Origin of the sequence: Pseudomonas orientalis, assembly GCF_002934065.1 — a bacterium.
Taxonomy (GTDB): domain Bacteria; phylum Pseudomonadota; class Gammaproteobacteria; order Pseudomonadales; family Pseudomonadaceae; genus Aquipseudomonas; species Aquipseudomonas orientalis_A.
The window spans coordinates 414,331-432,883 of the sequence record NZ_CP018049.1; the positions used below are offsets into that span (position 1 = coordinate 414,331).

At 61.4% G+C, this 18,553-nt stretch carries 16 protein-coding genes and 2 pseudogenes; 6 read left to right on the top strand and 12 right to left on the bottom strand.

Translation table 11 applies throughout. The annotated features are described in order from the left end of the window. Positions 1-125 precede the first annotated feature (125 nt). The 6 genes and pseudogenes from BOP93_RS01780 to BOP93_RS01805 all read left to right on the top strand — a co-directional run bounded on the left by BOP93_RS01780 (position 126) and on the right by BOP93_RS01805 (position 8,253). A complete protein-coding gene (locus BOP93_RS01780; RefSeq protein ID WP_065893742.1) occupies positions 126-1,877 on the top strand; it encodes a glucan biosynthesis protein G in 1,752 nt (583 codons plus the stop codon). After that, a pseudogene (gene mdoH, locus BOP93_RS01785) lies at positions 1,870-4,442 on the top strand (glucans biosynthesis glucosyltransferase MdoH); the annotation flags it as partial. The gene BOP93_RS01780 and the pseudogene mdoH, both read left to right, overlap by 8 nt. Before the next feature lie 184 nt (positions 4,443-4,626). Next, the gene (locus BOP93_RS01790; protein WP_104501344.1) at positions 4,627-5,427 is read left to right on the top strand and encodes a transporter substrate-binding domain-containing protein; all 801 of its coding nucleotides are present in this window, start codon (positions 4,627-4,629) and stop codon (positions 5,425-5,427) included. Positions 5,428-5,645: 218 nt separating this feature from the next. Continuing rightward, a complete protein-coding gene (locus BOP93_RS01795; protein WP_104501345.1) occupies positions 5,646-6,443 on the top strand; it encodes a transporter substrate-binding domain-containing protein in 798 nt (265 codons plus the stop codon). Positions 6,444-6,566: 123 nt separating this feature from the next. After that, positions 6,567-7,526: an amino acid ABC transporter permease gene (locus BOP93_RS01800; protein WP_104501346.1), complete on the top strand. Its 960-nt coding sequence runs from the start codon at positions 6,567-6,569 to the stop codon at positions 7,524-7,526. Beyond that, positions 7,519-8,253 (top strand): amino acid ABC transporter ATP-binding protein, encoded by a 735-nt coding sequence (locus BOP93_RS01805; protein WP_065885726.1) that lies wholly within the window; start codon positions 7,519-7,521, stop codon positions 8,251-8,253. Before BOP93_RS01800 ends, BOP93_RS01805 begins: the two co-directional genes overlap by 8 nt. A gap of 92 nt (positions 8,254-8,345) precedes the next feature. On the opposite strand, the gene BOP93_RS01810 is transcribed toward BOP93_RS01805, so the two are convergent. From BOP93_RS01810 to ubiE, 12 genes and pseudogenes are all read right to left on the bottom strand, one after another. Then, positions 8,346-10,253, bottom strand: a complete 1,908-nt coding sequence (locus tag BOP93_RS01810) for a methyl-accepting chemotaxis protein (protein ID WP_104501347.1) — start codon at positions 10,251-10,253, stop codon at positions 8,346-8,348. 135 nt (positions 10,254-10,388) lie between these two features. Beyond that, on the bottom strand, positions 10,389-11,261 hold the full coding sequence (locus BOP93_RS28060) for a methyl-accepting chemotaxis protein (protein ID WP_430758786.1): 873 nt from the start codon (positions 11,259-11,261) through the stop codon (positions 10,389-10,391). A gap of 33 nt (positions 11,262-11,294) precedes the next feature. Continuing rightward, a pseudogene (locus BOP93_RS28065) lies at positions 11,295-12,305 on the bottom strand (methyl-accepting chemotaxis protein); the annotation flags it as partial. A gap of 174 nt (positions 12,306-12,479) precedes the next feature. Beyond that, positions 12,480-13,187: a 16S rRNA (uracil(1498)-N(3))-methyltransferase gene (locus BOP93_RS01820; RefSeq protein ID WP_104501349.1), complete on the bottom strand. Its 708-nt coding sequence runs from the start codon at positions 13,185-13,187 to the stop codon at positions 12,480-12,482. Then, entirely contained in the window at positions 13,184-13,975 is a 792-nt protein-coding gene (gene tatC, locus BOP93_RS01825) for a twin-arginine translocase subunit TatC (RefSeq protein ID WP_065885722.1), read from the bottom strand. Before tatC ends, BOP93_RS01820 begins: the two co-directional genes overlap by 4 nt. Beyond that, positions 13,972-14,376, bottom strand: coding sequence for a Sec-independent protein translocase protein TatB (tatB, locus tag BOP93_RS01830; RefSeq protein ID WP_104501350.1), 405 nt, complete (start codon positions 14,374-14,376; stop codon positions 13,972-13,974). The genes tatC and tatB overlap by 4 nt, the downstream gene beginning before the upstream one ends. A gap of 10 nt (positions 14,377-14,386) precedes the next feature. Beyond that, positions 14,387-14,665 (bottom strand): twin-arginine translocase TatA/TatE family subunit, encoded by a 279-nt coding sequence (locus tag BOP93_RS01835; protein ID WP_065885720.1) that lies wholly within the window; start codon positions 14,663-14,665, stop codon positions 14,387-14,389. Between the two features lie 25 nt (positions 14,666-14,690). Continuing rightward, positions 14,691-15,023 (bottom strand): phosphoribosyl-ATP diphosphatase, encoded by a 333-nt coding sequence (locus BOP93_RS01840; RefSeq protein WP_057724443.1) that lies wholly within the window; start codon positions 15,021-15,023, stop codon positions 14,691-14,693. A 2-nt stretch (positions 15,024-15,025) separates the two neighbouring features. After that, the gene (gene hisI / locus BOP93_RS01845) at positions 15,026-15,418 is read right to left on the bottom strand and encodes a phosphoribosyl-AMP cyclohydrolase (protein ID WP_065893709.1); all 393 of its coding nucleotides are present in this window, start codon (positions 15,416-15,418) and stop codon (positions 15,026-15,028) included. A gap of 41 nt (positions 15,419-15,459) precedes the next feature. After that, positions 15,460-17,064: a ubiquinone biosynthesis regulatory protein kinase UbiB gene (ubiB, locus tag BOP93_RS01850; protein WP_065885718.1), complete on the bottom strand. Its 1,605-nt coding sequence runs from the start codon at positions 17,062-17,064 to the stop codon at positions 15,460-15,462. Next, a complete protein-coding gene (locus tag BOP93_RS01855) occupies positions 17,061-17,684 on the bottom strand; it encodes a ubiquinone biosynthesis accessory factor UbiJ (protein WP_065893707.1) in 624 nt (207 codons plus the stop codon). The genes ubiB and BOP93_RS01855 overlap by 4 nt, the downstream gene beginning before the upstream one ends. Then, the gene (gene ubiE / locus BOP93_RS01860; protein ID WP_003171186.1) at positions 17,684-18,454 is read right to left on the bottom strand and encodes a bifunctional demethylmenaquinone methyltransferase/2-methoxy-6-polyprenyl-1,4-benzoquinol methylase UbiE; all 771 of its coding nucleotides are present in this window, start codon (positions 18,452-18,454) and stop codon (positions 17,684-17,686) included. The genes BOP93_RS01855 and ubiE overlap by 1 nt, the downstream gene beginning before the upstream one ends. Positions 18,455-18,553: the final 99 nt, after the last annotated feature.

An 18,553-nucleotide genomic window follows, 5' to 3' on the forward strand; every position in this document is an offset into this window, starting at 1 on the left:
AGAGACTTGTCCGACAAACCAGTGGGGAATCATTTTGCCCCTGCGGAGTCGGAACAATGCTCGCCAACCTGGCATATAGATAGCTGGCCGTTGGTTTTTTGATCTGTTTTCGGCGAGGGTTGCTCGTGATTGTTAGTCCCTGTAATGCACCAAAATTGTCTGCCAAACGGTTACGAAACGCACTGGTGACGGGCTCTGCCCTGTTCTGCCTGTTCGGCGCGGGTCAACTGTGGGCATTCAGCCTGGACGATGTATCGGCCAAGGCAAAAGAGCTGGCCGGGCAGAAATACGAAGCTCCGCGCAGCAATCTGCCGAACGAATTCCGCGAAATGAAATTCGCTGATTACCAGAAGATTCGTTTCCGCAATGAAAAAGCCGAGTGGGCCGATCAGAACACTCCGTTCAAGCTGTCCTTCTATCACCAGGGTATGCACTTCGATACACCGGTGAAAATCAATGAAGTCACCGCTGACAGCGTCCAGGAAATCAAGTACGACCCGAATCGCTTCGATTTCGGCGACGTGAAATTTGATCCGAAAGCTACCGAACAGTTGGGCTATGCTGGCTTCCGGGTGCTGTTCCCGATCAACAAGGCCGACAAGCAAGACGAAATCATGACCATGCTTGGCGCCAGCTATTTCCGCGTCGTCGGCAAGGACCAGGTGTATGGCCTGTCCGCCCGTGGCATGGCGATCGACACGGCGCTGCCGTCCGGTGAAGAATTCCCGCGTTTCACCGAGTTCTGGATCGAGCGTCCGAAGCCGGGCGACAAGCACCTGGTGATCTTCGCCCTGCTTGATTCCCCGCGTGCGACGGGCGCCTACCGCCTGATCCTGCGTCCGGGCACCGACACGGTGGTCGACGTCAAATCCCAGATGTACCTGCGCGACAAGGTGAGCAAGCTGGGCGTGGCCCCGCTGACCTCGATGTTCCTGTTCGGCGCCAACCAGCCATCCAAGGTCCTCAACTACCGTCGTGAACTGCACGATTCCAGCGGCCTGTCGATCCATGCCGGCAATGGCGAGTGGATCTGGCGCCCGCTGAACAACCCTAAACACCTGTCGGTCAGCAACTTCAGCGTGGAAAACCCGCGTGGGTTCGGTCTGCTGCAACGCGGTCGCAACTTCAGCCACTACGAAGACCTGGACGACAACTACGACAAGCGCCCAAGCGCCTGGATCGAACCTGAGGGCGACTGGGGCAAAGGCACCGTCGACCTGGTAGAGATTCCGACCGCTGACGAAACCAACGACAACATCGTTGCCTTCTGGAGCCCGGCCGAACTGCCGGAAGTCGGCAAGCCGCTGGATGTGTCCTACCGTCTGCACTGGACGCTGGACGATGCCGCCTTCCATTCGCCGGACAGTGCCTGGGTCAAGCAGACCCTGCGTTCCACCGGTGACGTGAAGCAATCCAACCTGATCCGTCAGCCGGATGGCACCGTCGCTTATCTGGTGGACTTCGAAGGCCCGGCCCTGAAGAAACTGCTGCCCGACGCTCCGGTGCGCAGCCAGGTGAGCGTTGGCGATAACGCTGAGCTGGTTGAAAACAGCGTGCGCTACAACGAGCACACCAAAGGCTGGCGCCTGACCCTGCGCATGAAGATCAAGGACGCGAGCAAGCCGACTGAAATGCGTGCGGCGCTGGTGCAGGAGATCGCACAGGCTGAGCCCGAGCAGGTGTCGACCCACGTGCTCAAGGCTGACAAGGTCCTGGCCAAGCAACACGAGAAACAGGCCAAGAAAGACGCCAAAGAGGCGAAGGACAAGGACGCCAAGCAGCCAGAAGCTGCCCCGGCCCCTGTCACGCCCGAGCCGGCCAAGACCGAGCAAGTCCTGACCGAAACCTGGAGCTACCAGTTGCCCGCCGATGAGTAATTCACACGTTAAGCCAGAAACTCTGACCGAGTACCTGGCGCATCTCCCCATGACAGCTGAGCAGCGCGCCGAGCTGGCAGGCTGCAGCTCCTTCAGCGAGCTGCACGAACGCCTGTCGTCCGCCACCTTCGACGCACCCACCGATGCCGCCCAGGCGTCGGTGGGCCGCAGGTTGACCCTCAGCACGGCCGAAGAGCTGCAGGACGCGGAGATGCTGGCGCTCGACGCCAGCGGCCGCGTCTGCCTGAAGGCCACGCCGCCGATCCGTCGGACCAAAGTGGTGCCCGAGCCCTGGCGCACCAACATCCTAGTACGCGGCTGGCGCCGGATGACCGGGCGCACCAACCCGCCGAAGCCGCCGAAGGACGAACGGGTACTGCCCGCCGCGCGCTGGCGTACCGTGGGTTCGATCCGCCGCTATATCCTGCTGGTGCTGATGCTGGGCCAGACCATCGTCGCCGGCTGGTACATGAAAGGCATCATGCCGTACCAGGGCTGGTCGCTGGTCGACTTCGACGAGATCCGCAACCAGACCCTGCTGCAAACCGCTACCCAGGTACTGCCTTACGCACTGCAGACCAGCATCCTGATCATGTTCGGGATTCTGTTCTGCTGGGTGTCGGCCGGGTTCTGGACCGCGCTGATGGGCTTCCTCGAGCTGCTGACCGGTCACGACAAATACCGTATCTCCGGTAAAAGTGCCGGCGACGAGCCGATTCCCAAGGATGCACGCACCGCGCTGGTGATGCCGATCTGTAACGAGGATGTGCCCCGGGTGTTTGCCGGTCTGCGCGCCACGTTCGAATCGGTGGCCGCGACCGGCGACCTGGACCGTTTCGACTTCTTCGTGCTCAGCGACAGTAATGAAGCGGATATCTGCATCGCCGAACAGCAAGCCTGGCTCGACGTGTGCCGTGAAGCCGGTGGTTTCGGCAAGATTTTCTATCGCCGCCGTCGCCGTCGCGTCAAGCGCAAGAGCGGCAACCTCGACGACTTCTGCCGTCGCTGGGGCGGTGACTACAAGTACATGGTGGTGCTCGACGCCGACAGCGTGATGAGCGGCGAATGCCTGACCAGCCTGGTACGCCTGATGGAAGCCACGCCGGATGCCGGGATTATCCAGACCGCGCCGCGTGCGTCGGGGATGGACACCCTGTATGCGCGCATGCAGCAGTTCGCCACCCGCGTCTACGGTCCGCTGTTTACCGCCGGCCTGCACTTCTGGCAGTTGGGTGAATCCCATTACTGGGGCCACAACGCGATCATCCGCATGAAACCGTTTATCGAGCACTGCGCCCTGGCGCCATTGCCAGGTAAGGGCGCGTTTGCCGGTGCGATCCTCTCTCACGACTTCGTTGAAGCAGCGCTGATGCGCCGCGCCGGCTGGGGCGTGTGGATTGCCTACGACCTGCCGGGCAGCTACGAAGAACTGCCGCCGAACCTGCTGGACGAACTCAAGCGTGACCGTCGCTGGTGCCACGGTAACCTGATGAACTTCCGCCTGTTCCTGGTCAAGGGCATGCACCCGGTGCACCGTGCGGTGTTCCTAACCGGCGTGATGTCCTACCTGTCGGCGCCGTTGTGGTTTTTCTTCCTGGTGTTGTCGACGGCCTTGCTGGCGGTGAACACCCTGATGGAGCCGCAGTACTTCATGGCGCCGCGCCAGTTGTACCCGCTGTGGCCGCAATGGCATCCGGACAAGGCGGTGGCACTGTTTTCCACCACGATCGTGCTGCTGTTCCTGCCTAAACTGCTGAGCATCATCCTGATCTGGGCCAAGGGCGCCAAAGAGTTCGGCGGCAAGTTCAAGGTGACCTTGTCGATGCTGCTGGAGATGCTGTTCTCCATGCTGCTGGCGCCGGTGCGCATGATCTTCCACACCCGTTTCGTACTGGCCGCGTTCCTCGGCTGGGCCGCGACCTGGAACTCGCCGCAGCGCGACGATGACTCCACGCCGTGGAGCGAAGCGGTCAAGCGTCACGGTCCGCAGACCTTGCTGGGCTTTTTGTGGGCGTTACTGGTGGTGTGGCTCAACCCAAGCTTCTTGTGGTGGCTGATCCCGATCGTCGGTTCGCTGATGCTGTCGATCCCGGTGTCGGTGATTTCCAGCCGGGTCAAGCTGGGCCTCAAGTCCCGCGATGAGAGCCTGTTCCTGATCCCCGAGGAATACAATCCGCCGCAGGCATTGCTGTCGACCGAGAAGTACACCCACGAAAACCGTTGGCACGCGCTCAATGACGGGTTTGTGCGTTCGGTGGTCGACCCGCAGCAGAACGCCCTGGCCTGTGCCCTGGCGACCTCGCGGCACCGCGAGGCGGAGCCGATCGAGTACCTGCGGGTGGAGCGTGTTCGCCACGCGTTGAAAGTCGGCCCGGCCGGCCTCACCAACAGCGAACGCCTGGCCCTGCTCAGCGACCCGGTAGCCCTGGCTCGCTTGCATGAGCAGGTGTGGAGCGAAGGCCACGCCGAGTGGCTGGATGCTTGGCGTGCTTCGATCAAGGCGGATCCGCACGCGCCATTGCTCCCGCTGCAACCACTGTCGTCCCAGGCACAACCGGCCTGATTCAGACGCCCCCGAGGGCTCACCTCGGGGGCGTTTCAAGCGCTGGTCCTACAGCGTTTGGCGCCGCTTCCTTTCCTCCCTAACTCCTTGTTATTTCGAAACAAAAGACCTTCGTTCGAAGCGTATTGTCGTGCCTGTGGCTGGGGTAGCATCGCCCCCCAAATTTGACGCGCCACGGGGGCACACATGTTCAAAAGGTATTGTTCGGCACTGCTGATAGGTGTTGTCGTATTGCTTCACACCGGCTTGCTCTCTGCCGGGGCGATTGACGACGCTGTGCGCCGTGGCGTGCTGAAAGTGGGCACCACGCCGACTTACGTACCGTTCGAAATGACGGACAAGCAGGGGCGCATCATAGGCTTCGAGATCGATTTGCTTCAGGCGATGAGCCGCGCGCTGGGGGTTGAACTCGAACTGGTCGCGGTGCCCTACACACAATTGCTGCCGGGGCTGATGGAGAATAAGTTCGACTTGATCGGCAGCGGCATGACGGTCACCCAGGAACGTAACCTGCAGCTCAACTTCAGTGATTCCTTTATCGTGGTGGGCCAATCCGTCCTGCTGAATTCGCGCCTGGCCGGCAGGGTATCGAGTATCGAAGACCTGGACGAGGCGGGTTATCGAATCGCGGTCACCGAAGGCACCACGGGCGAGGCCGCGGCGCAGCGCTTTCTGGGGGCGGCCCGGCTCCAGCGTTTCATAGCGCCGGAGGACGGCGTGCGCCAGGTGGTGGAGGGCAAGGCCGACGCCTTTATTTATGATGCGCCCTACAACCTGATCGCCATGACCCGGCCCGAGAACAGCGCATTACTGACGCTTGAGCAACCTTTTACCTTCGAACCCCTGGCGTTCGGCCTGAAAAAGGGTGATTACGACAGCGTCAACTGGATCAATCACTTCCTCAATCAAGTGGCCCAGGACGGCACCTACGATCAATTGCACGACAAGTGGTTCAGGGACACTGCCTGGCTCGCGGAGATTGAATGATCGTCATAACTACTTACACATCAACTCATTAGCGAGTCCGTGCAGCGACCTGTCTAGGTCTTTAGTCAGGCGCCGCGCTGTAGGGCCTCTCTTGCAGGCCTCGATAACATTTAGTCGTGAAACCTTTGTGACGAGCAACGAGTGGGTTAGGATCGCACCCCGAAATAGCGCAGCCCATAGCGCGCCAACCTTATAAAAACCGTTCAGGGGACTTGATGATGAAAAAGTATCTTTCGATGCTGATGCTCGGCGTCACTGCGCTGGTGGCGGCCACTGCGGCACAGGCCGGCGCCATCGATGATGCGGTCAAGCGCGGCACGCTGAAAGTCGGCATGGACCCGACCTACATGCCGTTCGAAATGACCGACAAACGTGGTGAAATCATCGGCTTCGAAGTCGACATCCTCAAGGCCATGGCCAAGTCCATGGGCGTCAAGCTGGAGCTGGTGTCCACCGGCTACGACGGCATTATCCCGGCCTTCCTGACCGGCAAGTTCGACATGATCGGCAGCGGCATGACCCTGACCCAGGAGCGCAACCTGCGCCTGAACTTCAGCGAACCCTTCATCGTGGTCGGCCAGACCCTGCTGATTCGCAAGGAGCTGGAAGGCACCATCAAGTCCTATAAAGACCTGAACGACGAAAAATACCGCCTGACCTCCAAGCTGGGCACCACCGGTGAGATGGTTGCCAAAAAGCTGATCGCCAAAGCCAAGTACCACGGTTATGACAACGAGCAGGAAGGTGTGCTGGACGTGGTCAACGGCAAGGCGGACGCCTTTGTCTACGACGCGCCGTACAACGTGGTCGCCGAGAAGAAAGTCGGTAACGGCAAGCTGGTGTTCCTTGACGAACCCTTCACCTTTGAGCCCCTGGCGTTCGGCTTGAAGAAAGGCGACTACGACAGCGTCAACTTCATCAACAACTTCCTGCACCAGATCAAGAACGACGGCACCTACGATCGCATCCATGACAAGTGGTTCAAGAGCTCCGAGTGGCTCAAGGATATGGAATAAGGCTTAAGACCGAGTTGCCTGTATCGGGGGCAAGCCCCCTCCCACAGGGAAACGCATTCCAAATGTGGGAGGGGGCTTGCCCCCGATGGCGGCCGGCCAGGCAACACCTATGCGGACAGTGAAATGAAACAGAAAAAAGCCCAATGGCCCTGGCACCTGCTGACCGTGGTCGTGCTGGTCGGCCTGGCCGGCGCCTTGTACTACGCCACCTCGCTGATGTCCTACGAATGGCGCTGGAACCGGGTGCCCCAGTATTTCGCCTATCAGGCCGAAGAAGCGCAGCGTGCAGCCGTTATTTCCACCGTCATCGAGCTGGTCCGCAAGGGCGATGTGGCCGAGGTGACGCTGCGCAGTGATGCCGGTGCCGAGCAAAAGGTGACGGTCGCCGACAACAGCCTGCAAGTGGCGCGCGGCGATGATGTGGCTGAAGGTGACGTCATCGGTGTCAACCGTCATTGGGCATTGGGCCCGCTGATGTGGGGCTTGTGGACCACGCTGTGGTTGTCGGTGGTGTCCGGCATCCTGGGCCTGGCGATTGGCCTGGCCACCGGCTTGTGCCGGTTGTCCAGCAACCCGACCTTGCGCGACCTGTCGACGATCTACGTCGAACTGGTGCGCGGTACGCCGCTGCTGGTGCAGATCTTCATTTTCTATTTCTTTATCGGCACGGTGCTCAACCTGTCCCGGGAGTTTGCCGGGATCGCGGCGCTGTCGCTGTTCACCGGCGCCTACGTGGCGGAAATCGTGCGTGCCGGTGTGCAGTCGATCACCCGTGGCCAGGACGAGGCCGCGCGCTCCCTGGGCTTGAGCGCCAGCCAGTCGATGCGGCATGTGGTGTTGCCGCAGGCGTTCAAGCGCGTCCTGCCGCCGCTGGCCGGTCAATTCATCAGCCTGGTGAAAGACACTTCGTTGGTCTCGGTGATCGCGATCACTGAGCTGCTCAAGAGCGGACGCGAAGTGATTACCACCTCATTTTCGCCCTTTGAAATTCTGTTCTGTGTGGCAGGCCTGTACCTGCTGATCAACCTGCCGCTGTCGAAAATGGCCAGCCGGCTTGAGCGGAGGCTCGCGCAAAGTGATTGAAGTCCGCGATCTGGTAAAAGTCTTCGATACCCGTGGCCATGTGGTGCGCGCCGTGGACCATGTCACCACCCAGGTAGCCAGGGGCGAAGTGCTGGTGGTGATCGGCCCGTCCGGTTCCGGCAAGTCCACTTTTCTGCGCTGTCTTAATGGGCTGGAGGAGTTCGATTCAGGTTCGGTCAGCATCGACGGCCTGCAACTGGCCGACCCGAAGACCGATGTGAATGCCTACCGCCGTGAAGTCGGCATGGTGTTCCAGCATTTCAACCTGTTCCCTCATATGACCGTGCTGGAGAACCTGTGCCTGGCGCAAAAGGTCGTGCGCAAGCGCGGCAAGCGAGAGCGTGAGGCCAAGGCCCTGGCATTGCTGGAGAAGGTTGGTATCGCCCAGAAAGCCAATGAGTTTCCGTCGCGCCTTTCCGGAGGCCAGCAGCAGCGGGTGGCGATTGCCCGAGCCCTGGCAATGGAGCCCAAGGTGATGCTGTTTGACGAACCGACCTCGGCGCTGGACCCGGAAATGGTCGGCGAGGTGCTCGACGTCATGAAGACCCTGGCCCTGGAAGGCATGACCATGGTCTGCGTCACCCACGAGATGGGCTTTGCCCGCGAAGTGGCGGACCGGGTGTTGTTCTTCGATCACGGCAAATTGCTGGAAGACGCGGCGCCGGCGGAGTTCTTCGATGCACCCAAGGACCCACGCGCCCAGGCTTTCCTGCGCCAGGTTTTATAAATGTGGGAGGGGGCTTGCCCCCGATGGCGGTCTGTCAGTCTCTTCTGTATTGACTGTTACACCGCTATCGGGGGCAAGCCCCCTCCCACATTTCAGAGCTTGAATTTGCCGACCAGCGTCTGCAAATCCACGCTCAACCGCGTCAACTGAACACTCGCCGCCGCCGTTTCCTCGCTGGCGGCTGCGGTCTGTTCCGACACATCCCGCACCTTCAATACACTGCGATTGATTTCCTCGGCCACCGCGCTTTGCTGCTCGGCGGCGGCGGCAATCTGCGGGTTCATTTCCTGGATCACCGCCACCGTGCGGGCAATCGCCGTCAGGGCCTCACCAGCGTCGCGGGTCAGGGCAACGCTGTTGTCGGTCAGGTTGCGGCTGCTGTCCATGATGTCCGCTACCTGTTGGGTGCCGTTATGCAGGCCGAGGATCAGCCCTTCGATTTCTTCAGCCGACTCCTGTGTGCGTTGGGCCAGGCTGCGTACTTCATCGGCGACCACGGCGAAGCCTTGGCCGGCAGTGCCCGCGCGCGCCGCTTCGATCGCGGCGTTCAGGGCCAGCAGGTTGGTCTGCTGGGACACCGACTTGATCACGTCCAGCACGCTGGCGATCTTTTGGCTTTCCTGTTGCAGGGTCAGCATGGCGCGACCGGACAAGGCCATTTCACTGGCCAGGTTGCCGATCTGCTCAACCGCCTGGGTGACCACCTGCTCACCGGCGCCGGCCTGCTGGTCGGCTTCGTTGGCGGCAACGGACGCGCGTTCGGCATGACGTGCGACTTCCTGGGCGGTGGCGAGCATTTCATTCATCGCTGTTGCCACCTGGTCGGTTTCATCTTTCTGGTCGTTGAGCCCGTTACGGGTCTGTTCGGTAACGCTGGACAACTGCGTCGCCGCACCGGCGATCTGGCGGGCGCTGTCGCCGATGCTGCTGATCAGGCTGCGCAAGCTGCGGGTCATCTGCCCGATGCTGTGTTGCAGTTGGCCCAGTTCGTCGCGGCGCTCCACCTGGATATCGTGGCTCAGGTCGCCGTTCGCTATGCGGTTGGCGCACGCAAGCGCCTGGCGTAGCGGCACGCTGATCTGCCGCGCTATCCACCAGGCGGCCAGGGTGCCGAACAGCAGTGCTACAACGGTGACGCTGGTGAGCAGGGTACGGGTTCGGTCCGCTTCCCGGTCGCGCTTTGAGACTTGGGCCTGGCTTAACAGGTCGTTTTGTTCCAGTACTTGATCGAGTTGTTGTTCGACTCGTTTCTGCACGGCTTCGGTATTGAGCTGGGCCTCCTTGAGCGTTATCAATTGCTCGCGGTAGGTGGTCAATTGGGTTTTGAGCAACGCGGCATCTACTGGAAGGGCCATGACGGCCATCTGAGCAGCCTCCAGTGCATCGAGCGCCGTGCTGACTGTTTGGGCATAGGTTTGCAGTGAGTCGGCTGCCCAGGCGGGGTTCTGGGTGGCATCATCAGCAAGTGTTATTGCCTGGCGCAGGTCTTCAATGGCATCAAGGGCTTTCTGGTCATCCTGGTCAGGCAAATCACTGGCGAATTGGGCCAGGGTGTCGCTGGTCTCAAGCGCCATTGTCTTGAGCGGAGCACGGGCTTTTTCACGTTGTTCGACCAGCGACGGCAGCTCGCCGAGTGCGGCTTTCAATCCCGCTATCAGGTTGGTTGTCTGCTGAAGGTGCCGTTGATCGGAGGGCGCACTCATGCGGATTGAGAGGTCAGCGAGATACAGTTCGATTTTTCCGATCTGCGCGTTGATTTTGCCCAGGCTGGCAGTGTCCGCCAGTATTCGGTACACAATTCGATCGGCACGCATGGCTTCGGCATCAACAGCCAATTGTCCCAATGTCGTCAGCTTGGAAGAGCGTTCAAGCACGGCATTCAGAGCTTGCCAGCCTGTCACTGCGATGATGAGACTGAGGAGCAGCACCAGGCCAAAACCCAGGGCGAGTTTGAGGCGAACGCTGATGTTGCTCAGCGAGCGAGTCAGCCAAGTAAACATGGTGAACCTCCAAATCTGAAAAAGCGCTTAGCAACAGAGCAAACGCTAATCCGAATCGAGGTGAGGGCGGGCTGATAACCGTGTAGGAAATTTCACAAGAAGCGGCAGCCGCAATCGGCTGCCGCGCAAGTCGGGTCAGATGCGGAAACGTCCGACCAGGGTTTGCAAGTAGATGCCCAGGCGCGCCAGCTCAGCACTGGACGCCGCCGTTTCTTCGCTGGCCGAAGACGTCTGCTCGGAGACATCGCGCACATTCAACACGCTGCGGTTGATCTCTTCGGCAACGGCGCTTTGCTGCTCGGCGGCGGTGGCGATCTGCGAGTTCATCGCCTGGATGGTCGACACGGTGCGAGTAATGCTCTCCAGCGCGCTGCCGGCGCGGCGGGTCAGTTCGACACTGCTGTCGGTCAGGCCGCGACTGTTGTCCATGATGGTCGCCACCTGCTGCGTGCCGTTTTGCAGGCCGACGATCAGCTCCTCGATCTCCTCGGTGGACTTCTGTGTGCGCTGGGCAAGACTGCGCACTTCGTCGGCGACCACGGCGAAGCCACGCCCGGCTTCACCGGCACGCGCCGCTTCAATGGCCGCGTTAAGCGCCAGCAGATTGGTTTGCTGGGCCACGGACTTGATGACGTCAAGCACACTGCCGATCTTGTCACTTTCGCGCTTCAGGTCGCCCATGGCGATCGTCGAATTGCCGACTTCAGTGGCCAGGCGTTCGATCTGGGCGATAGCTTCACCGACCACTCGGTCGCCTTCGCGGGCCTGCACGTCGGCGGCCACGGCGGCTTCCGACGCTTCTTCGGCATTGCGCGCCACTTCCTGCACAGTGGCCGCCATTTCGTTCATGGCCGTGGCCACCTGGTCGGTCTCGATTTTCTGACTGTTGACCCCGGCGCTGGTCTGTTCGGTGACTGCCGACAGCTGCTCGGCGGCGCTGGCGATCTGGGTGACGCCGTCGCTGATACCGCCAATCAACGTGCGCAGGCCCAGGGTCATGCTTTGCATGGCGCGTTGCAGTTGGCCCAGTTCATCCTGGCGGGCGGACTCCAGATTGTGGCTGAGGTCGCCCGAGGCCACGCGCTCGGCGACCTTGAGGGTTTGATTGAGCGGGATGATGATCTGGCGAGTGATGGCCCAGGCGGCGAAGAGGCCAAACAGCAGTGCCAGCAGGGTAGACAGCAGCAACAGCTGTTTGGCTTGGGCGGCGTCGCTGTCGCGGACCACGGTTTGCGAGGCAGTGAGTTTGCTGCTGCGGTCCAGCAGAATGTCGCCCTGGACGTTCATGATTTTCAGCGCGGCGGCGCTGGCCACCTGCGAGTCACGGTACTGGCTGACAGCAGCACGGTAGGCTTGCAGCGAGGTGCCGGCCTGTTGCAGGTTGGTGGAAAATTGATCAGGTAGCTGGCCGTTGAGCGCGGCGATTTTCTTCAGGGCATTATCGATGGCATCCAGCGCGGGCTGCTCGGCTTCGACTTTGCCGCTGTAGGTGTAGCCGCGCACCTGGAACCGCGCCTGCTGGATCAGCTTGCTCAGGTCGACGATGCTGTTGAACTGGCTGACGCTGTCGCCCTGTAGCAGGGTCTTTTCCACTTCGCCGACTTTGAGCACCGCATTGTCAGCAGTATCGCCGAGCTTGCTGCGCGCGTTTTCGCGATTGGCACCCGCCTGGACCATGGCGTCGAAGGCGCGCTTGTACTGGTCAACGGCGGCGAGCTGGTCATCGACCAGCGCGATATCGGCGGGCTGTTCAATCAGCGCCCGGGCCGTTTTCAGGCCGCTTTCCAGCTGGCCCAGAAATCCGTTGACTGCCCCCGGGCCCTGCTCGCCACGGCGCATTTCAAAGTCCAGGCGCGCGATGCGCAGGTCCTTGCTCAAATCGTTGAGGCTGGCGATGTAGCCCAGTTTGTCGCCACGGCTGATCACGCCCGAGAGCCCGGCCCAGCCTGTGAGCGTGATGATTAATGTAAGCAGCAACACCAGGCCGAAGCCGACGCCCAACTTGGTTTTGACGCTGACATTCCCCAGCTTTTCGGCTAACCAACGATACATGCTGCAAACTCCCCTGGAACAAGGCTTGGACTTATTCCGGGGTTATCGGCATGTGTATGAAATTCTGAAGCGACGCAGTACCCCTGTGGGAGGGGGCTTGCCCCCGATAGCGGTGTATCAGCCACTGAATGTGGCGACTGATACTCTGTCATCGGGGGCAAGCCCCCTCCCACATTAGAACAAGCGGGCGAGCAGGGCGGTCACGGCGGTTTCAACCCGCAGGATGCGCGCGCCGAGTTGCACCGGCTGCAGGCCGGCCTTGCTCAGCAATTCGACTTCATAGGGTATCCAGCCACCTTCCGGCCCGATCGCCAGGGTCACCGGTTCATCCAGGCCGCGGGGGCAGGGCGGGTAGTCGCCGGGGTGGCCGATCAGGCCAAGCGTGCCGGTGGTCATGGCCGGCAAGCGATCTTCAACGAACGGCTTGAAGCGCTTCTCGATAATGATCTCGGGCAATACCGTGTCCCGCGCCTGTTCCAGGCCGAGAATAAGCTGCTCGCGAATCGCTTCAGGCTCCAGGAACGGGGTCTGCCAGAAGCTTTTTTCCACGCGGTAGCTGTTGACCAGTACAACCTTCGGCACGCCCATGGCGGCTACCGTTTGCAGCACCCGACGCAGCATTTTCGGACGAGGCAGGGCCAGCAGCAGGGTCAGCGGCAGTTTGCTCGGCGGCGCCTGGTCGAAGCCGACGTGCAGCTCGGCTTCCCCGGCTTCCAGGCGCAGCAGTTGGGCACTACCCATCAGCCCGCCAATGCGGCCCACGCGCAGGTTGTCGCCGACCACGGCGCGGTGCACCTCCTGCATATGCACCAGGCGCCGATCACGCAGCACCACCCGGTCGGCCGCGATAAAGTCGGCGTCTTCCAGCAGCAGCAGGTTCACGGCTGGGTCGCTGGCGGCTGGTCGTCGTCGGCGGTCTGGTCGTCCGGGTGCTCGCCACGCTTGCTGATCAAGCCGCTGAACAGGATGCCGATCTCGAACAGCATCCACATCGGCACGGCCAGCAGGGTCTGGGAGAAGATGTCCGGCGGGGTAAGGATCATGCCGACCACGAAGCAGCCGATGATCACGTAAGGACGGATTTTCTTCAGGTAAGCCACGTTGACGACGCCGATCCACACCAGCAACACCACCGCCACCGGAATTTCGAAGGCTACGCCGAAGGCGAAGAACAGCGTCATCACGAAGTCGAGGTAGCTGGTGATGTCGGTCATCATTTCCACGCCGGCCGGGGTGGCGGCGGCGAAGAATTTGAAGATCAGCGGGAACACCAGGAAGTAGGCGAAGGCCATGCCGGTATAGAACAGCAGGATGCTCGACACCAGCAACGGCACGGCGATGCGCTTCTCATGCTTGTACAGCCCCGGCGCGATGAAGCCCCAGATCTGATGCAGGATCACCGGGATCGCCAGGAACAGCGAGACCATCATGGTCAGCTTCAACGGCGTCAGGAACGGCGAAGACACGTCGGTGGCGATCATCGTCGCGCCGGCCGGCAGATACTGGCGCAGCGGCGTGGAGACGAAGGTATAGATCTGCTGGGTGAAGGCAAACAGCCCGGCAAAGATGATGAAGATGGCCGCTACGCAACGCAGCAGGCGGGTACGCAGCTCAGTGAGGTGCGAGACCAGCGGCATGTGCTGGTCGTTTTCCGGTTTATCAGCGCTCATGGGGCTCGCGGCGGCAATGTAGGGTCATGGGGCGCGGGCGACGCAACGGGCGTCGGCGCAGGCTCGGTTGGCGCGGTCGGTGCCGGGGGGGCGGCTTCAGTCACAGGCGCGATACTGTTCTGGACCACAGGTTCCACCGGTTTGGCGGGCTCCTGCACCGGCGACAGAATCTTGCGCGTTTCCTGCTCCAACGACAGGATGTGCTCGTTGTGCAATTGCCGGCGGATCTCGTCGGCACCGATTTCCCGCTCAACTTCCTGTTTGATCGCGTTGAAACTGCGTTTCAGGCGCCCGATCCACAGGCCGGCCGTGCGTGCCGCACCGGGCAGGCGTTCGGGGCCCAATACCAGCAGGGCCACGAGGCCGACGAGCAGCAGTTCAGAGAAGCTGATACCAAACATTAGTCAGTGCTCACGAGTCTTTGCGGGTCGGCTCTTCGACTTTTTCAGCCTGCACGTCGAAGGTACGACGCTCGGTGATCGGCTGGGCGGCCTGCGGGTGCACAGGCTGGGCCGGTGGAACCGGGTTTGCAGTGGGCTCGGCCGGCTTTTCGTCGTCGTTCATGGCTTTGCGAAAGCCCTTGATCGACTCGCCGACATCGGTGCCCAGGTTCTTGAGTTTCTTGGTGCCGAACACCAGTACCACGACCACCAGAATGACAATCCAGTGTTTCCAGTCAAAAATACCCATGCTGCAAATCCTCGATAAAAGTTGTTCAGGTGGACGGGCGTGCAGCCTTCTCGGCGTGCCCGGACAGGCCGAAGCGACGGTCCAGTTCATCCAGCACGGCCTGTGGATGCTGCCCCAGTTGGGCGAGCATGACCAGGCTATGGAACCACAGGTCGGCGGTCTCATAGATGACATCGCTGCAATCGCCGCTGATCTGCGCATCCTTGGCGGCAATGATCGTCTCGACGGATTCTTCGCCGAGTTTTTCCAGGATCTTGTTCAGACCCTTGTGATACAGGCTGGCGACATAGGAACTGTCGGCATCCGCGCCCTTGCGCTCTTCCAGCACCTGGGCCACGCGGTTGAGGGTATCGCTCATGATCAATGTCCTGCCGAATAAATGGCGTGCGGGTCTTTGAGCACCGGTTCCACCACCTTCCATTCGCCGTTCTCGAACACGCGATAGAAGCAACTGTGACGGCCGGTGTGGCAGGCGATGCCGCCGATCTGTTCGACCTTGAGGATCACCACGTCGGCATCGCAGTCCAGGCGCAACTCATGCAGGGTCTGCACATGCCCGGACTCTTCGCCCTTGCGCCACAGTTTGCCACGCGAACGTGACCAGTAGATGGCGCGCTGCTCGGCGGCGGTCAGGCTCAGGGCCTCGCGGTTCATCCAGGCCATCATCAGCACGCGCCCGGTCTTGTAGTCCTGGGCAATGGCCGGCACCAGGCCGTCACTGTCCCACTTGATCTCGTCCAGCCAGTCTTTCATGTTCGGCTCCGGCAATTTGCGACAGTGTATAACCGGATGGGTTATCGACGCACGATCAGATAAACGCCCACGGCGACCATGATTCCGGCCGGCCAGTGGCCCAGTTGATTCAACGGTCCGCCAATCGCCAGCATGACCCCACCCACCAGATGCGCGGCGCCGAGCAGGCGCAGGAACCAGTCGTCCTTGCGCTTGCGCCATGGCGGCTCAGGGTCCCTGGCATGAGGCTGGGACATACGCTCAAGCAGGTCGCGGGTCATGTTGGCCAGGTGCGGCAGCTGTTCCATCTGGCTGTGCAGGTTGCCCAGCATGGTCTTCGGGCTCATCCGCTCACGCATCCAACGTTCCAGGAACGGCTGCGCGGTGTTCCACAGATCGAGGTCCGGGTACAGCTGGCGGCCCAGGCCTTCGATGTTGAGCAAGGTTTTCTGCAGCAGCACCAACTGCGGCTGCACTTCCATATTGAAGCGCCGCGCGGTCTGGAACAGGCGCATCAGCACCTGACCGAAGGAAATATCCTTTAACGGTTTTTCAAAGATCGGTTCGCACACGGTGCGGATCGCCGCTTCGAATTCATTCAGTTTGGTTTCCGCCGGCACCCAGCCCGAATCAATGTGCAACTGCGCCACGCGGCGATAGTCACGCTTGAAAAAGGCGAACAGGTTACGCGCCAGGTAGTCCTGGTCTTCCGGCGTGAGGCTGCCGACGATGCCGCAGTCGATCGCAATGTACTGCGGGCTCCACGGGTTGACGGTGCTCACGAAGATGTTGCCCGGGTGCATGTCGGCGTGGAAGAAACTGTCGCGGAACACCTGGGTGAAGAAAATCTCCACGCCGCGCTCGGCGAGCATTTTCATGTCGGTGCGCTGGTCGGCCAGGGTCGCGAGGTCGGTGACTTGCACGCCGTAGATGCGCTCCATCACCAGCACTTTGGGGCGGCACCAGTCCCAATACACTTGCGGCACGTACAGCAGCTGCGAGCCTTCGAAGTTGCGGCGCAGCTGGCTGGCGTTGGCCGCTTCGCGCAGCAGGTCGAGTTCGTCGTAGATGGTTTTTTCGTAGTCGGCCACCACATCCACCGGATGCAGCAGGCGCGCATCGGCGGAGAACCGTTCGGCGGCGCGGGCCAGGATGAACAGCCACGCCAGGTCCTGGCCGATGATCGGCTTGAGGCCCGGGCGAATCACCTTCACCACCACTTCTTCACCGCTCTTGAGCTGCGCGGCATGCACCTGCGCAACCGAGGCCGAAGCCAGCGGCTCGACATCGAAGCGGCTGAACACCTCGCTGATCTTCCTGCCCAGTTGCTCTTCGATCAGCTTCATCGACAACTGCGAATCGAACGGCGGCACACGGTCCTGCAGCAGCATCAGCTCATCGGCGATGTCTTCGGGCAGCAAGTCGCGGCGGGTCGACAAAATCTGCCCGAACTTGATGAAGATCGGCCCCAGGTCCTGCAACGCCAGGCGCACGCGAGCACCTCGGCTCAGTTCCAGTTTTCTGCGCGGCAACCAGCGCCACGGCAGCACATAGCGCACCGCGAGCAGGAACCATGGCAGGGGCAGGGCAAACAGCAGGTCATCGAGGCGGTAGCGGATTACGACGCGCTGGATACGAAACAAACGGCGGACGGCGAGCAGCTTCATGCGTTATCGCTTGGATCAAGGGAACGGCTCAGGCGCTCGAAGCGGGCCTCGAGACGTTCCAGGTCGATTTTGGCCTTGTCGAGCTCACGAAAGCGCGCTTGCGCTTCCCGTTGCCCGACCAGGGTGCGCGATTCTTCGCTCAGGTATTCGGCGAGGTTCTGGTTGAGGCTGGCGAACCCTTGCTGGTACCAGCGCGAACGGCTGCGCAGGTGCCCGCCGAGCAACTGGGTGGCGACGGGGCCGAGCCAGCGCGAGAGTTCGTATTCCCAGTCCAGCTCCAGGTCCTGCAGCACGGCGGCCAGGTCCATCAGCACCGCGCTGTCGCCTTCCAGCGCCACTTCGGGGCTGTGCAGGATAGCGGTCTTGTTGCGGCTCAGGGCCAGGTGCACCAGGCTGGCGGCGGGCGCACGCAGGGTGCAGTCGGCCTCGGCGGCCCATTGCGACGCGAGCAGCAGGCCCTCATCGCTGGGCAGGATAAACAGCTGCAGGGCAGGGCTGCGGCAATCGACGGCGATGACTTTGCCGGTCAGGTGCGCAAGCCGCGCCAGGGCGGTGCTGTCCAGGCGCAAAACACGGTTGAGGCCGTGCTCGACGCTGGCGAGAAGGCCTGCGAGCAGCATCAGGGCTTGATGCCGCGGTGCAGGGCGACGATGCCCGAGGTCATGTTGTGGTAGGTCACGCGGTCGAAACCGGCCTCCACCATCATCGACTTCAGGGTTTCCTGGTCGGGGTGCATGCGGATCGATTCGGCCAGGTAGCGGTAGCTCTCGGCATCATTGGTGATCAGCTTGCCCATCAACGGCATGAAGGCGAACGAATAGGTGTCGTACACCTTGGACATCAGCGCGTTGGTCGGCTTGGAGAATTCCAGCACCAGCAGGCGGCCACCCGGTTTGAGCACGCGCAGCATCGAGCGTATCGCGTCTTCCTTGTGGGTGACGTTGCGCAGACCGAAAGCGATGGTCACGCAATCGAAGTGGTTGTCGGGGAACGGCAGTTTTTCCGCATCGGCCTGGACGAATTCGATATTGCCGGCCACGCCCTTGTCGAGCAGGCGGTCGCGACCGACCTTGAGCATCGAGCCGTTGATATCGGCCAGTACCACCTGGCCGGTAGGCCCTACCAGCTTGGAAAACTTGGCGGCCAAATCGCCCGTGCCGCCGGCGATGTCGAGCACGCGATTGCCGGTGCGCACGCCCGACAATTCGATGGTGAAACGCTTCCACAGGCGGTGCATGCCACCGGAGAGCACGTCGTTCATCAAGTCGTACTTGGCGGCTACGGAGTGGAACACCTCAGCGACTTTTTCCGCTTTCTGGCTTTCCGGGACGTTCTTGAAGCCGAAGTGAGTGGTGGGTTCGGCATCGCTGCCTTTGCGCTGATCAGTCATATCGCTGTCACCAAAAGAGAATGCGGGACATGATAATCCCCGGGGCCTGCTTTGTCTTGGCAAGGCTGAAGGTAAGATAGGTGCTTATCGAGACCTTTT

Bases quoted from the DNA above. Each gene is read 5' to 3' on its own strand.
- BOP93_RS01790 (WP_104501344.1), top strand. From the start codon at position 4,627: ATGTTCAAAAGGTATTGTTCGGCACTGCTGATAGGTGTTGTCGTATTG.
- BOP93_RS01795 (WP_104501345.1), top strand. From the start codon at position 5,646: ATGAAAAAGTATCTTTCGATGCTGATGCTCGGCGTCACTGCGCTGGTG.
- BOP93_RS01800 (WP_104501346.1), top strand. From the start codon at position 6,567: ATGAAACAGAAAAAAGCCCAATGGCCCTGGCACCTGCTGACCGTGGTC.
- BOP93_RS01810 (WP_104501347.1), bottom strand. From the start codon at position 10,253: ATGTTTACTTGGCTGACTCGCTCGCTGAGCAACATCAGCGTTCGCCTC.
- BOP93_RS28060 (WP_430758786.1), bottom strand. From the start codon at position 11,261: ATGCAAAGCATGACCCTGGGCCTGCGCACGTTGATTGGCGGTATCAGC.
- tatC (WP_065885722.1), bottom strand. From the start codon at position 13,975: ATGAGCGCTGATAAACCGGAAAACGACCAGCACATGCCGCTGGTCTCG.
- tatB (WP_104501350.1), bottom strand. From the start codon at position 14,376: ATGTTTGGTATCAGCTTCTCTGAACTGCTGCTCGTCGGCCTCGTGGCC.
- BOP93_RS01835 (WP_065885720.1), bottom strand. From the start codon at position 14,665: ATGGGTATTTTTGACTGGAAACACTGGATTGTCATTCTGGTGGTCGTG.
- BOP93_RS01840 (WP_057724443.1), bottom strand. From the start codon at position 15,023: ATGAGCGATACCCTCAACCGCGTGGCCCAGGTGCTGGAAGAGCGCAAG.
- hisI (WP_065893709.1), bottom strand. From the start codon at position 15,418: ATGAAAGACTGGCTGGACGAGATCAAGTGGGACAGTGACGGCCTGGTG.
- ubiB (WP_065885718.1), bottom strand. From the start codon at position 17,064: ATGAAGCTGCTCGCCGTCCGCCGTTTGTTTCGTATCCAGCGCGTCGTA.
- BOP93_RS01855 (WP_065893707.1), bottom strand. From the start codon at position 17,684: ATGCTGCTCGCAGGCCTTCTCGCCAGCGTCGAGCACGGCCTCAACCGT.
- ubiE (WP_003171186.1), bottom strand. From the start codon at position 18,454: ATGACTGATCAGCGCAAAGGCAGCGATGCCGAACCCACCACTCACTTC.